The organism is Mucilaginibacter mallensis (assembly GCF_900105165.1).
Classification (GTDB): domain Bacteria; phylum Bacteroidota; class Bacteroidia; order Sphingobacteriales; family Sphingobacteriaceae; genus Mucilaginibacter; species Mucilaginibacter mallensis.
In genome coordinates this window covers 2318493-2333023 of record NZ_LT629740.1, presented here as the reverse complement: position 1 = coordinate 2333023, position 14531 = coordinate 2318493, and the positions used below count along the sequence as shown (strand labels likewise).

The window sequence follows — 14531 nt, the reverse complement described above, 5'->3', positions numbered from 1 at the left end:
TATTTTTAGTGAATTAAAAGGTCACGTCAAGTCCTAAGCCATAAAAGATTGGCATTGGGTATGAGCGTCCGCTGTTTGAAGGAGCCTGAAGGCCTGTATTATTATCAAATGTTGAAGTTTCAGGATCTATAAATTTAAGCTTGGTTAGGGTATACAGGTTTTGACCTATAAGAGATACCCTAAGCTTCTCGATACCGGCCTTTTTGGTCATATCCCTTGGAAATGTATAGCCTATATTTACATTTTTCAACCGTGCATAGGCAGCGTTGAAGCTATAAATATCAGAACCATCGCGCCAGTTATTGGTATTTGAATCAGACCCGATAGCAGCCAACCTTGGGTATTTAGCTCCCGGGTTTGAAGGAGTCCAGAAATCAGTCTGATTTTCAAACAAAGTATTACCATAATTATAATGGAATGGCTCAACATCTTCTCCTCTTATCAGCTCGGTACGTTTGCCAACGCCTTGTATAAATAACGACATATCAAACCCTTTCACTGCTATGCGATAGGTAAAACCAAATGTAAATTTGGGGAAAGGGTTTCCCAAAGGCACCATATCCCTCTGGTCAATAACACCATCCTTGTTCTCATCAACATATTTAAGGTCGCCGGGAGCAAGGTTCAAGCCGGCAGGTTTTGCTGAGCTTTGAACCTCTGCCTGGGTTTGAAATATGCCTGCAACTTTATAACCATAGTATTGCGTTACAGGGTCACCTACCTGCCTTAACAGTGAGTATTCGCCCAGGTTAACAATTTGCTGGCTGGCACCATAACTAAAGGCCAATAGTTTATTGCTGTTATTGGCAATATTAAAGCTAAAGCTTTGTGTAACAGCGTTTGTTCTAAGGGTGTATGAAACGGTAGCTTCCCAACCCCTGTTCTGTACCTTTGATATATTATAATCGGGGAAACCGGCACCAAAAAGTGCTGGAACATCTGAACGGGGAGCAAGTATATCGCTGGTTGTTTTATTAAAATAATCTAATGATACATTTAAGTTATTGTTTAAAAAGGCCGCATCCAAGCCTATATTTAAAGTAGCCGCTCTTTCCCAGGTTAAATCGGGGTTACCTAGAGAATAGCCTGAGCCACCAACAATAACATTGTTAAAGCTATAAGCATTTTGATAAGGAAAGTAAGTAGTTTGATACTGATATGCATTTACATTCTGATTACCCAGCACACCATATGATGCTCTGAATTTTAAGGTATTAACTACACTTTTTATTGGTTGCAGAAATGTCTCATCGGAAGCTATCCATGAACCTGCAATTGATGGGAAGAAACCCCACCTGTGCCCGGATGCAAATTTCGATGAACCGTCTTCCCTGAAATCACCTTCCAGAAAATAACGGTCTTTAAACGAATAATTTACCCTGCCGAAGAATGAATCGAGGCTGGTTTCTGTGGTGTTATTATTACTGTTGTGTGAATTGGCAGCATCAAGCGTAGTACCAGTGGTAGGTGTACCCAATTGTGGATCGGTATATAATTCCTGCAACTGAAAATCTGATGAGTTGAATGACTCATTTGATACGCCTAACAATACATGAAACTTATGATCCTTAATTTGCTTGGTATACTCACCAAAAACCTGTGAATTTATTAAAAGCTGCTTTAGGCTGTAATCATATACAGGGGTATTATTACCTGACACACCTGTTGGCACATCATTAACCTGTATAGTTCTACCAAAGGTACTGTTATCGGTAACTGTACCCCCTATTATACCAGTTAGCTTAAAGTTATTGCTGATGTTTAACTCACCTTTAAGCGTACCAAAAAATTCGTCGTTATCGGTTTGGTTATAGCCCCCCTCCCTTACCGCGCCCAATACGTTAAATTGTGATGATACCGGGTTGGTAAGGTAATTGCCGTTAGCATCCTGCCAGCTGTAATTATAAGGCACACGATCTGCATCAGCAAAAAGGTTATTATCGCCAACAGTATTTGTTTTGTTCCGGTTTTTATCATAACTCAGTATCAGGTTTACTTTAAACTTACCGATAATAGAGGTTTGGTTCATGCGCAGGTTATATTTCTGATAACCATAATCAGCACCCGAGCCGCCGTTACCTACTATATTGCTCCCCTGGTTTTGATAACCTCCTGAAATAAAATACGAGTTGGTTGCGCCACCACCGCTAACAGCAGCGTTCTCTGAGATTAAAGGCGCGTTCTTCAACACATGCTGCACATCCCAGGTACCATTACCTTGCTCTTGCAACTGCTGGATCTGCTCAGGGGTATACGCCGGCGACAAACCTGAATTTACCAGCGATTCATTTTTGTAATAAGCATTTTGCCAGGCATCTACCTTGTGCAAAAGCACATCCGGATGCTGGATACCGTAACTGCTATTGAGTGTAATACTTGGCTTTTCATTTATTTTACCACTTTTGGTAGTCACCAGGATAACACCATTTGCTGCGCGTGACCCATAAATAGCTGCCGAGCCTGCATCCTTTAAGATGGAAACACTGGCAACATCATTAGGGTTAAGGGTATTGATATTACCACCCACAATACCATCAATAACTACTAAAGGGGTATTATCGCCAGTAGTACCTACACCGCGGATATTAAGGTTTACGCCACTACCCGGATCGAGCGTAGTTTGCTGAACAATAAGGTTGGGTGACTCGCCTTGCAAAGCCTGCAACACATTAAGTACTGGTTTGTCGCCAATATCCTTTGCATTAACCTGGTTTACCGCACCTGTTAATGAAATTTTGGTTTGAGTGCCGTAACCAACAACCACAACCTCGTTAAGGTTAGCATTATATTCTTTAAGCTTTATGTTTATTGAACCGTTATCAGGTACCTGCACCTCCTGTGATAAAAAGCCAATAAAGGAAAACACCAGCACAGCTTTGTTCTCAGTTACTGTAATACTGTAATTTCCGTTCTTATCTGTAATAACTGCATTATGAGTATCCTTCTCCTTTACAGTAACACCTGGCAATGCTGCACCTGTGCTGTCTGTTACTTTGCCTGTAACTACCTTTGAGATTGCTTTTTCAATAGGCTTTACTGGTTTTTTAGTAATTAAGATGGTAGTATTTTCAATACTGTAAACCAATGGCTGGTTATTAAAACAAATATCCAGTGCCTGTTTTAAACTCATGTTGTTTAAGTTTAAAGTTACGGGCGAGGCTAAGTTTAACTCATCTTCATTATACAAAAAATCGTAACTGGTTTGAGCCTGAATTTTTGAGAACACCTCCCTAATAGTTGCATTTTTAACCTTTAAAGTAACCTTTTGGGCATACGTTGCCGCCGACACCTGCAGGAAGGTTACCATTAGCAAAATAAGGGTGAATTTCATGATGAGCAGTGTTTTATAGATGCGGCAAGGTCGCCTACCGCAAATAAAATCGGTAAAATTTTTATACATTTGAGTGTTAGATTAGTTAATGGATTGTATTAAGCTGCAACTGTTTATTATCTGACAAAGCCTTGAGCTTTACAGCCAGGGGCGTTACGAGCGCTCCTGGTTTATTTTTTACAGATAATTGTTAATTTGAAGTAATGATTTAGTTCATAACAATTATCCTCCTTCCTGTAATGGTAAAGTGTATCTTACCTACCTTTTCCAGATGTTGCAATAACTCTGCAATGCTTTTTGAGCGGTAAAACGTACCTCCAAATTTTTGATCGTCATAGTTACCATTGTATTCAATATCAACATCATACCAGCGCGATACTTTCTTCATAATACCGGTAATATTATCATGGTCGAATATAAAATAGCCATTCTTCCAGGCCATTACATCATCAATATTTGCATCAGCAATCATAATATTGTTTGAATTGCTATTTATAACAGCCTGTTGCCCGGGTTTAAGCAATGAACGATTTTGATTTTTTGTTACCTGCACCGATCCTTCAAGCAAAGTGGCCTTAATATTATGGTCATCACTATAGGCTTCAATGTTAAAATGCGTTCCTAATACCCTTACCTGCACGTCATCAATACTTACAAAAAATGGTTTGTCTTTATTTTTTGCCACTTCGAAGTATGCTTCGCCGGTAAGTTTAACATGACGCTCTTTGCCCGTAAATTCAGTAGGGTAACTTAATGACGAGGCTGCATTTAACCATACTTTGGTACCATCGGGCAGCACCACCTGGTATTCACCGCCTTTTGGGGTGGTTAGGGTATTGTAAGTTATAGCTTGATCAGTTGCTGCTGTATTGGCCTTGTACACAATCTGGCCATTGCGTGGTTTAAGTACATTAACTGAATTTGTTTTAGCCAAAACCCCGTTGTTTGCATTGGAAAGGTAGATCACCTTACCATTACCCATGGTTAAATAGGCTTTGTTTGAACCTGGTAGTATTTGCGTTTGTTGCGCTTTGACAATATTATTTTTAGTTACCTGTACATTTTTTTGATGTAAAAGATAAAGTACACCACCTGTTATCAATATTAACATGGCTGCTGCTACCTGTAGCCAGCGGTTTCTATTTATTATAAACAGGTTATAGCGCTCTTCTTTTTCGGAAGATGATCTTTTGAAACGTGAATCAGATTGGATGCGTTGTAAAATTTCATGGGTTTGCTGTTCTCCAAAGCTGGGGCCACTTTCCAGATCAATTAATTCAATAATAACTGCATCGGCAATTTTATCAGTACCGGCCTTATCCAGGTAGTCTAATAATTCAATACAATTGCTTTCACTTATAGTATCATTTAAATACTGGTGCAATAAGACTTGCAGCCGCTCTTTGTTCATACCTGGTGTTTATAATTTGCCTGAAATGGCTGGTTTATATAGTAGGAACAAAAAAACCAGGGGGTAGGACTAGTCGGCAGTAAAAAATATATTAATTATTTGTAAGATCTCTCTTTATGGCTCGTTTTTTTACTTTTCACAGGTTATATAAAACCTATCAAGTAGAATTGATTGCTAACTTGCGCGCTTAAAAGTTTGTTTAAGCATCCTATGAATTCCCCTTCTTTTAAATGGACGGTTTTGGTAACCAGTCTTGCTTTTGTAGTCGCGCAGCTTGATGTTTCTATCGTTAACCTTGCTCTACCGCAGATCGGGGGTGCCTATCATGTCGGTATTAGCACATTACAGTGGGTGATAGATGCTTACACATTGGCGTTCGCTATGCTCATGCTTTCGGCAGGCAGTATTAGCGACCGGTTGGGCTCGAAACGGATCTTCCAGATCGGGATGATCATTTTCGGGATAGCTTCGGCAGGTTGCGCCCTTGCGCCTAACCCCATCTGCCTCATCATTGCCCGGATCATCCAGGGTATCGGTGCAGCTATGATGATCCCCAGTTCGCTCTCCCTGCTCAACCAGCGTTTTGCACACGAACCCGACACACGGGCGCGGGCCGTAGGTTTGTGGACCGCCGCGGGTAGCGCGGCTATGGCAGCAGGGCCAACCCTGGGCGGCCTACTAATTGAGCTGGCCAACTGGCGATTTATCTTTCTGATCAATATACCTATCTGTTTGGCCGGTTACCTGATGAGTTTTCGCCTCGTGGATGCGCAAGTTAAAGTTTCAGCAAAACAGTTTGACATTGCAGGGCAGACTACCTGGGCACTCGGTATCACTACTTTGATAGCCACCATTATTGAATGGCCACGATTGGGTTTTGCAAACCCACTGATCATCGGCGGCTTAGCTTTCAGTGCAATCATGTTTGTTATCTTCCTGATCATTGAAAAAAAGACACATCACCCAATGATCCCCCTTCATTTATTTAAATCAGGCTCTTTCAATTCACTGCTGATACTCGGTGCTGTTTTAAACGGCTCCTATTATGGCAGTGTATTTATCTTAAGCCTTTATCTTCAAAAAGTGCTTCATTATAGCTCGCTGGCGGCAGGCTTTGCCTTTGTTCCACTTACTGTTGGCTTTGTGATATCCAATGTGGCCAGTGCCCGTGTCATCAATAATTACGGCCTTTGGAAACCTATATTAGCAGGGCTTATTTTATTTGCTGCTGGTTTTGCCGGCTTGTTTGTTGCCGGGACTTCTACCCCTTATTGGCAGCTTTTTTTTCCTTTCCTGATCATTTCTACCGGTATGGGGCTTGCCGTACCTGCCATGATTAACGGTATACTATCCAGTGTCGATAAAAAACTTTCCGGTACGGCTTCGGCCATATTAACAACAGCACGGCAAACGGCAGGCGCTATAGGCGTTGCAGTATTTGGCGCGATGGCAGTTGGAAGTAACAATGCGATCCTGGGTGGAGTTTTCAAAAGCGCGGCGATCTCCATCGGTTTCACGCTGATAGCGGTCATTTTTATTTACAGGCTGCTTAAAAAAAGCGCCCATTAATGCCATCTGTTTTCAAACATTGTTTGCCAAAGCGGGAATGCTTAATGGTGAAATAAGACAGCAATCACAAAAATCAGATCGGCGGTTTTTAAATGCGTTTTTAGTGTCTTGAGCGCTTGTATCATGTGGTTTTTAACCGTATTAGGCGAGATCTTTAATTCTTCGGCAATCTCTTTATAGGAGAGCCCCTCATTACGACTTAGTTTAAAAACCAACTGTTGCTGCGGGGGGAGTTTTTCAATTATTTTTTGAGTAAATACTTCCAGGTCATGCGCAATTACATCTTCTTCGGTTGAGTTATGCTCCTGTATTGTATTCCGGATCAACACGTTCCGTTGATCGGTTGATTTGCAGATCAGCTTTAATGAATTTATTGACAGGCGTTTGGAAATAACATATAAATAAAGCCATAAATCACCATCGGGATCTAGCTTATTCCTGTTTAGCCAAAGTGTAATAAATGTTTCCTGAACAATCTCCTCACTTTGGCCCTGATCCTTTAAAAAGCGATAGGCTAGCCTATAAGTTTTCGCACTGTAAAGCATATATACTGCTGTAAATGCAGTTTCATCCCCTGCAATTAATCGTTTAATGCTATTACTGTCAATAAATTTATTAATCACTTCGTCAGGTAAGTATAATTGGCGCTTTAAATTTAATAAGTATTATTTCGTATAAACAAATATTTTTTCCCAAACAATACACTATATGAATTGCTACAGCAATTTATATAGTGCTTTAACAAGTTATAATTATATATAGTTTATTGCAAATAATTATCCCCAGTTAAAATCAACTTCCCTGTTATTCAACTTCCATTTTTCTGGCTGCATGGTATCCATCCAATCCAGTGGTTCGCCCAAGGGTTGAATTTTTGCAGCCTGGGCAAAGGCTTTTTTTACCGCTGCTTTTTGTATTTCGCCCATCGCTTCAGGCTGTCCGGAAACGAAAAGCGGAGCGCCACTTTCAGCCAGCAATTGCAGCCATTGCTTATTTCTATCCCAGGCTATATCTGTGGTTATACCTACACAATCGCCATCTACTGCATAAAATTTATTATGCTGTGGCAGGCGGAATGCAAGGGTATTAACTCCCATTTTTCGTGTCCTGTCCCATTCTCTGCCGCTGGTATCATCTCCAATACGGCACATTTCAAATATGCCTGCACTCAGATGGCTCATGGTATTACAGCCTATTACGTAAATATCATCACCCGCGGCCTCGCGAATAGCCCGGTACAGGTCGAGAATGATCTCGGCAGTAGTTTTACTTCTGTCATTAAAATTCCAGCCCGGCGATGTGATACTATCTTTCATACTTGCGCCCCAGCGCCCGGTTATATCATAGGTACTAAAATCATGCTTCACCATTTCATAGCCCCATTGTTTGTATACATCAAAGTTGTGTTTAATGCGTTCTATATTTTCGGGGATGGTTGGGTCAAGCACCGGATTGCGTGGATCATCCCTGCCGGGGATTTTTGGGGCAAGTAAACTTGCTTTTTCGTCGTGGCGGGCACAAAGCGGGCGCATCCATAAACCGGGGCGCATACCTAGCTTCTTGATCTCATCACCCAGCAAATGCATGTCCTTAAACTTATCGTTAGGCTTTGAGAAATCATCGTTCCAGCCGCCATCACCGGGTAATAAAGGTGAATAGGTGGCCCAACCGGCATCAATCACTGAAAATGGTTTATTGCTGGTATCGGTAACCAACTCAGCCATCATAGTGGTGGTTTTCTTTATCAGATCGAATGAGTTATTGCCATAGGCAAAATACCAGTCGTTAATACCATAAATGGGTTTTTTAGGTAAACGAGGTCTTTCGCACATCATGCCGCAAAACCGGTGATCGGTATGGAATGGGTTTTCGCCGGCTTTTCCATCCGTAGCAATAATATCGGCAGCATGCAAAATACGGTTACCTAATAATACACCATTCCCGCCCGAATGGGTATCTAAAGTAAGCTCCAGGCTATCATCGCCTAAACCCCACCAACAAATACTGTTAGCGCCGGTTTTTACGCCAAAACAGGCTGTTTGCCTGCCATCATATATGATCACATACCATGGGTTTTTAACCCCTGCCCTATCTGTTTTCCATTGCAGGTCGCCGTACGAACGCTCCCAATGATCGCCCAGGAATTTAGCAGTTGATGGTGTATTATGTTTCCATTTTAAACGGACAGCATTTAATTGTTGTGTAGGCGAAGTAACGTAAACACCTTTAGCATTACTATTTGCCTTTACCGCTACTTCAATGTCCTTATACTTAAAAACAGATCCGTTAGTAACATCCAGCCGGAACCATTCATCGCCTGATTGCGCCCAAACTTCATCGGGCATATTAATGGCCATGGTTTGGGTCGATGTAGCATAGGTAAGCCCGCTTAATAAAATGGCTGTTGTGGTAGTCGCGGAAAGTTTAAGAAAATGTCGCCTTTGCATAATTATATAATTGAGTATACCTGTGTTATTTGTTATTCAGGGCCTCATGAATAGCTTTTTCAGCAAGGGGCTCCATTACCTTGTAACCATTAAGGTTAGGGTGCAGGCCATCTTTTGACAGATTAGCCGGCAGGCCTTTTCTGGCATCGGCCATAGCTGTAAAATAATCGAGGTAGGTTATTTTATTTTTATCAGCATACGTTTTTAACATTTCATTAAGCGCAGCTATCTGTGGCACGGGATCAATCGCCTGACGCCATGGTATAGTAAAGGCCGGTAATATTGATGAAATAACTACTTTAATATGGTTTGCCCTGGCTAGCTCAACCATTGAAATAATGTTGCCGAATATATCCTCCAATCTTTCAGGTCCGTTATTTTGAGCAATATCATTTATACCCGCAAGTATTACTACCACACTTGGCTTTAAATCAATCACATCCTGACGGAAACGCAGCAACATTTGCCCGGTTGTTTGCCCGCTGATGCCACGATTGAGATAAGAATTGGAGGCAAAAAATGTGGAATCATTATTTATCCAGAAATCAGTGATCGAGTCGCCGATATATACAACTCTTTTCTCGCCGGAAGAAGGGGGCGGTACTTTGCTGTTCACATCCTGATATCTTTTTAGATTGGGCCAGTCCTGCGCTTTAGCTGCGCCAATGGTAAATAACAGTACAAGTACAGTTAGGGCTCTTTTCATCATAATTGGTAAATTGGTTCTGCAATTTGCTAAAAAAGTTTTGCTAAATCGATACTATATTTACTTTTAATTAGATAAAAACATTGGAAGCCCAAGATCCCTGCTTTTAAAGCTTATTTAATACTATGCAGGATATATTACTGATTAAACTGGCAGACTAATCCATATTATTTAGATTCAGTTTTTGATTCAGCGCCATCCGCAACAGGAATATTTATGAAACTATCATTAAACCAATTTACTTTAAGTGGCGTGTTTGCATCATTTATCGTTTCTTTACTAACATCCTTGCCGGTACCATAATTAATTTCGGAGAATGAATTTTTCAGCACATTTAAAACAATTAACAAGCGGCTGCCTTTACTCATCTGTCTGCTCACCAGCCTTGTTCTGGTGAACGGAATAGATTCAATTTTGCCGGGATGCAGCAGTGTTCTTTTACTCATATCCTTTGCATAACTGGCACGCCCGATAAAATAAGATAATTCAAAATATTTACCGTCAGGCATTACTTCATATAATGCTGCGCATACATCCATATCTTTTTTATTGATCATTGCTTTAAATTCACCGCTGAACATACCATTAACAGCTACCGGCTTATCAAACGGTTTGCTGATAAAGAACAGCCCATTACTCCTGTCTAGGTTATCTTTTATAATAGGATAAGGATAATAATCCCCGTAACTGATTTTAGGGTCCGCAAAATTAATTACCTGACTAACTGAACTTTTTTTACTGGGTTTTATGGCTGATAAATCATAATTATTACCTTTTTTAAAGTTTGTTAAATACAGTTTTAGTTGATGATCAGCCATTTTTTCTATAGATGGCTTATGTTGCCATACGTTGCTACCCATTACTTCATAATTGATCTTATCTTTTAAGATTTCCGGCTTCTTCTTCCCTTTCAATATATAATCCAGCCATTGGAAAGTAATCTCCCTGGTACTGATCAATGCCACCGGATCAACTTTGTAATCCCGTAAAACCGGTACACCTCCCTGCTGTGTACCAAAATGATCATACGGACCTATGATCAAATAATGAACAGCTTTAGGATTATACTTCAAATGCTCCAGCATATAATGCAATCCAGAGATTTGCCCGTCATCGTAATAGCCCTCAAAGGTTAGCACAGGGATATTTATACTTGCGAAATCCTTTTCATAAGGCACCTGATCCTGCCAGTACTTATCATAATCAGGGTGTTTAAGCCAGCATTGCAACAATGGGTTTGGTGTTCCGTCTACGCTGTCAATTTTATTATAGGCTGCACCACTTGTGTACCAGTTACTATTCATGTTATGCCAGCGATTCGGGGCGTAATATATTTTATCATCCAAGTATTTATTGTCTGTAACATAAAATGCCCAGCCATAATTGGCGTTGATAAAAACATTGTTTTCCATCGGCAAGCCAATACCGGGGATTGCAGCTACATATGGCACAATTGTTTTAAGCGCTGGGTTATGGTATTTAGCAGCAGCCCATTGGGTAAAACCATTATAACTACCACCATACATACCTATTTTACCGTTGCACCAGGCTTGTTTGCTTATCCAGTCGATTATCGCATTGGCATCTTTACCATCATCTTCATACGGGACTATCTTTTCCGGACTTCGGCCTTTCCCCCTGGTATAGGCAATTACACCGGCATAGCCATAGGCAGCAGGTTCAACAATCCGTGTCCAATTGCTGCTATCGGCATAAATAGTATATTGCAAAACAGCCGGCTGCGGAATATTAACTCCCCTTTTTAATACAACTACAGCATTGATCAAAGCACCGTCCGGAGTTTTTATAAGTTTATCCTCAATAACATAACGTCTGTTGCAATCTTCCTTAATTAAAGGTTTTGAAATCACCTCAACATTTTGATAAAGCTGAAGCACATAATAGTTTCTGCAGAGCGATATTGCATCAGTAACAGTAAGGCTGTCTTTTTTCTCTGTAACTAGCAGCGAGTTCTGAAAATCGCTTTTCAGTTCATCAATACCATCAGATGAAATAAATGACCTATAACTTTTATAGGCGCTTTTATCATTCAATCCCTTAAATAAGCCCCGGAATAACTGGACGTACTCCATTTTAAAAGATGTGTTATTTTTCATCTGCTGTAATCTTGTTTCAGCAAATAACTCATCCTGTAGGTATTGCAGGTTTGTCGGTCCCGGGAACTGGCGTAAAGAGATAATGGTCACTTTTGCATCAGCATACTTCCCTGCAAGTATTTGCAGCCGGAATAAATTATCAAGGTAATTTTCCTGATTGCCCTGACTTTTATATTTCGATAAAACTTCAGTAGTCAATCCTGGCATTTGCCGGGCTATTGCTACACTATCAGTTGCAGCCACTTTTGTAAAATAGATTTGCTGCGCCATACAATAATTGGCTATAATAAGGCATAACAATGCCATACAGAGTTTTCTGTTCATAATTTTAGTCTTAATTTTTTTAATTGTTGATTACGTTCGCCCCATATTTTTGAGCTTTACCGACTGCCTTTCGGATACTTCAAACACCTCACCTGTTTTCATGCTGATGTTCATCCGGCCGCCCTGCACTATGTTTATTTTATCGATGAAATGTATATTAATGATCTGTGCCCGGTTTATCCTGAAAAAAACAGCTTCGTCAAGCTTTTTTTCCAATTGGTTTAATGAGCTTTTGAGGAACACCTTTTTATCATCAAAATATAACCGTGCATAATTATCCATTGATTCTATTAAATATACCTTGCTCCAACTGATAAAGTGATATTGCTGACGGTCTTTAACAAAGATCTGACTCTCGACTGTAGTATTTGCTACTTTTAATCTTAGCTGTTCAATAGCTTTAGCAAAGCGTTCTTCACGTACCGGTTTCATCAAATAATCAATAGCACTCACTTCAAAAGCTTTAACAGCATATTGATCAAATGCAGTAAGGAATATCACTTGAGGCACCTTATCCAACGATTCCAGAAGATCAAACCCTGATTTTTCAGGCATTTGTATATCTAAAAAAAGCAAATCGGGTTGTTTTAATTCGATCAGTAGTTTTGCTTCATCCGCATCCTTGGCCTCACCTATTATTTCAAAATCAGGATAATTTTCCAGTAGCCTTTTTACTTCATCCCTGGCGGTACGCTCATCATCTATGATAATAGTCTTTATCTTTTTCATGAGCGTGGGATAAGTATGGTTGATAAGACATTTCCTCCTGCCTCATTAATGATACCGAATTTTGCCAAACCTTTATATTGCAGCTGCAAACGCTCAGTTAAGTTCTTAATTCCTAAACCTTCATTTTGTTCATCCATATTAAATTCTCCCGGGTTTTGGACGCTGATATTAATGTAATTATCCACCACTACAACTTTTACGCTGACGAGGCCTCCGCTTTTTTGCCTGGCAATGCCATGTTTTATCGCATTTTCTGCAAGCGTTTGGATGCTGAAGCGCAGGATCAATGCATTATTCAATCGATCATCTGCCTCAATACAAAACTGCAAACGTTCTTCAAAGCGTAATTTTTCCAGCTCAAAATAATCTTTGACCAGGGCAAGTTCATCCTTTACAGTAGTTAGTAACACATCGTCGCTGTAAAGTGCCGTCCGTAACAGATCAGATAATAAGTCTATTGCCCTTCGTGCAGATTTGGGGTTTTCAATCACCAGGGCCTTTATATTGTTTAATGAATTGAACAGGAAGTGCGGATTAAGTTGTGCCGATAAACTACTAAGCTGTGCATCCTTGGCAATGATGGCTAAACGGGCATTTTCTTTTGCAATATTGATCTCCCGCTGTGCATAGTGGTACAAATGATAAGCCAGCAGCCAAATGGCCATTAATCTTATACCGGCCATTAACATAATCGCCCAATTAAGCCTAAAAAAAATCATAAATGCCGGTACATTGTCAGGCGCGAGCCAAAATCTGAATAAATAACTTTTAATTACCGTCACCAGTAAATAGGCCAAACCCATTACAAAAATTGCCGGAACAATCCGTTTTAATAGCTGGTTAAAATCTAGCTTTTGCCATTTGTGTTTAATTGCAAAAGGCAATGATATATTACTTTACACCAAGTAAAAATTCTTCATCACTTGAATCAAATATAGTTTAGAAAAGTGATAATTAAACTTCATTTAAGTTATTCACAATTATCTACGTCAATAATTTCTATATAATAATATGGAATGAGATATTCCAACAGGTTGTTGAAAACTAATATTGTTAGTAAGCGATTTATTGGGTATATTTAAATGTGACATAAAATAAGTCACATATTAAGTTATGGCTAACACTAAACAATCTTCAGCAAGTGAGGCATCAAAAGCTGGTAAAGTACTCAGTAATCCTAAATCTTCGGCTATTGCAAAAAGCCTTGCTGGAAGTGTAGTATCACAAGCCAGCGGCAAGGGTGGTAAAAAGTAAGTTAATTAAGATTAAACCCATTTCATGAAAAAACCTTGACTGCCTCCTGACGATTTCAGGAGGCTTTATTGATTGATAATAGGTAAATAAACATGTGGCTCTGGTCTGCTTTTTAGTTCATTTTAAAATTAGAAAAAATCCTTCTTTAGAGTCCAGATTATTTTAACTAAATCATCATTCTTAAAATCTATATCATTCTTATGATTTTCTACAGCATTAATAACAATAGATTGTTTAATCCAACGATTCAAAACAAATGCTTCTTCAGCATCTAAAAATGAGAATTGTAATATAGCTTTATCTTTATCAATGTTATACGATATGATATTGGATAATGGTATGCTTATTCTATTATCTCTTGGGAGATGTAAAAATACTCGCTTATTTGTAAGAATCATTCCATGTATGATGGTCATTAAATATTCACCCTTTAACAAATTATAATGATATGTCAGTGAGTTTAAAGTAATGTTAATTGAAGATGATTCAGTCGGAAAAGTCGTACCAAGTAAATCTTTAAGGTTTTTATTGTTAGGTATGGTAATCTTATCAAGATTATTAGAGTTAATTGAATTATCTAAAAATTCATCTACATCTATGATCAAATTATGAATATTGTTCATTAAGCTTTTTATATATACTG

The 14531-nt window shown here is 39.5% G+C and carries 11 protein-coding genes; 2 read left to right on the top strand and 9 right to left on the bottom strand.

All coding sequences use genetic code 11. The features are described from left to right. Window positions 1-13: 13 nt before the first annotated feature. Together BLU33_RS09560 and BLU33_RS09555 are read right to left on the bottom strand one after the other, a co-directional pair. A complete protein-coding gene (locus BLU33_RS09560) occupies window positions 14-3331 on the bottom strand; it encodes a TonB-dependent receptor (RefSeq protein ID WP_197684588.1) in 3318 nt (1105 codons plus the stop codon). Window positions 3332-3539: 208 nt separating this feature from the next. Beyond that, window positions 3540-4742, bottom strand: coding sequence for a FecR family protein (locus BLU33_RS09555; RefSeq protein WP_091371649.1), 1203 nt, complete (start codon window positions 4740-4742; stop codon window positions 3540-3542). Window positions 4743-4952: 210 nt separating this feature from the next. On the opposite strand from BLU33_RS09555, the gene BLU33_RS09550 reads away from it, so the two are divergent. Next, entirely contained in the window at window positions 4953-6311 is a 1359-nt protein-coding gene (locus BLU33_RS09550) for an MFS transporter (protein ID WP_091371647.1), read from the top strand. A 41-nt stretch (window positions 6312-6352) separates the two neighbouring features. Here the strand turns inward: BLU33_RS09550 and BLU33_RS09545 are convergent, their stop codons facing one another. The 6 genes from BLU33_RS09545 to BLU33_RS09520 all read right to left on the bottom strand — a co-directional run bounded on the left by BLU33_RS09545 (window position 6353) and on the right by BLU33_RS09520 (window position 13317). Next, complete coding sequence (locus tag BLU33_RS09545; protein WP_091371645.1) at window positions 6353-6934, bottom strand: RNA polymerase sigma factor; 582 nt, start codon at window positions 6932-6934, stop codon at window positions 6353-6355. Between the two features lie 153 nt (window positions 6935-7087). After that, on the bottom strand, window positions 7088-8758 hold the full coding sequence (locus BLU33_RS09540; protein ID WP_091371643.1) for an alpha-amylase family protein: 1671 nt from the start codon (window positions 8756-8758) through the stop codon (window positions 7088-7090). Between the two features lie 25 nt (window positions 8759-8783). After that, entirely contained in the window at window positions 8784-9467 is a 684-nt protein-coding gene (locus BLU33_RS09535) for an SGNH/GDSL hydrolase family protein (RefSeq protein WP_091371641.1), read from the bottom strand. A 164-nt stretch (window positions 9468-9631) separates the two neighbouring features. Beyond that, on the bottom strand, window positions 9632-11905 hold the full coding sequence (locus BLU33_RS09530) for a CocE/NonD family hydrolase (RefSeq protein ID WP_197684587.1): 2274 nt from the start codon (window positions 11903-11905) through the stop codon (window positions 9632-9634). A 30-nt stretch (window positions 11906-11935) separates the two neighbouring features. Continuing rightward, the gene (locus BLU33_RS09525) at window positions 11936-12634 is read right to left on the bottom strand and encodes a LytR/AlgR family response regulator transcription factor (RefSeq protein WP_172829234.1); all 699 of its coding nucleotides are present in this window, start codon (window positions 12632-12634) and stop codon (window positions 11936-11938) included. Continuing rightward, window positions 12631-13317, bottom strand: a complete 687-nt coding sequence (locus tag BLU33_RS09520; protein ID WP_157682101.1) for a sensor histidine kinase — start codon at window positions 13315-13317, stop codon at window positions 12631-12633. The genes BLU33_RS09525 and BLU33_RS09520 overlap by 4 nt, the downstream gene beginning before the upstream one ends. A gap of 430 nt (window positions 13318-13747) precedes the next feature. On the opposite strand from BLU33_RS09520, the gene BLU33_RS25305 reads away from it, so the two are divergent. Further along, a complete protein-coding gene (locus BLU33_RS25305) occupies window positions 13748-13888 on the top strand; it encodes a hypothetical protein (protein ID WP_172829233.1) in 141 nt (46 codons plus the stop codon). Window positions 13889-14016: 128 nt separating this feature from the next. On the opposite strand, the gene BLU33_RS09515 is transcribed toward BLU33_RS25305, so the two are convergent. Next, entirely contained in the window at window positions 14017-14511 is a 495-nt protein-coding gene (locus BLU33_RS09515; protein ID WP_091371637.1) for a hypothetical protein, read from the bottom strand. Window positions 14512-14531 lie beyond the last annotated feature (20 nt).

Bases quoted from the DNA above. Each gene is read 5' to 3' on its own strand.
- BLU33_RS09520 (WP_157682101.1), bottom strand. From the start codon at position 13,317: ATGGCCGGTATAAGATTAATGGCCATTTGGCTGCTGGCTTATCATTTG.
- BLU33_RS09560 (WP_197684588.1), bottom strand. From the start codon at position 3,331: ATGAAATTCACCCTTATTTTGCTAATGGTAACCTTCCTGCAGGTGTCG.
- BLU33_RS09515 (WP_091371637.1), bottom strand. From the start codon at position 14,511: ATGAACAATATTCATAATTTGATCATAGATGTAGATGAATTTTTAGAT.
- BLU33_RS09535 (WP_091371641.1), bottom strand. From the start codon at position 9,467: ATGATGAAAAGAGCCCTAACTGTACTTGTACTGTTATTTACCATTGGC.
- BLU33_RS09550 (WP_091371647.1), top strand. From the start codon at position 4,953: ATGAATTCCCCTTCTTTTAAATGGACGGTTTTGGTAACCAGTCTTGCT.
- BLU33_RS09540 (WP_091371643.1), bottom strand. From the start codon at position 8,758: ATGCAAAGGCGACATTTTCTTAAACTTTCCGCGACTACCACAACAGCC.
- BLU33_RS09530 (WP_197684587.1), bottom strand. From the start codon at position 11,905: ATGAACAGAAAACTCTGTATGGCATTGTTATGCCTTATTATAGCCAAT.
- BLU33_RS09525 (WP_172829234.1), bottom strand. From the start codon at position 12,634: ATGAAAAAGATAAAGACTATTATCATAGATGATGAGCGTACCGCCAGG.
- BLU33_RS25305 (WP_172829233.1), top strand. From the start codon at position 13,748: ATGGCTAACACTAAACAATCTTCAGCAAGTGAGGCATCAAAAGCTGGT.
- BLU33_RS09555 (WP_091371649.1), bottom strand. From the start codon at position 4,742: ATGAACAAAGAGCGGCTGCAAGTCTTATTGCACCAGTATTTAAATGAT.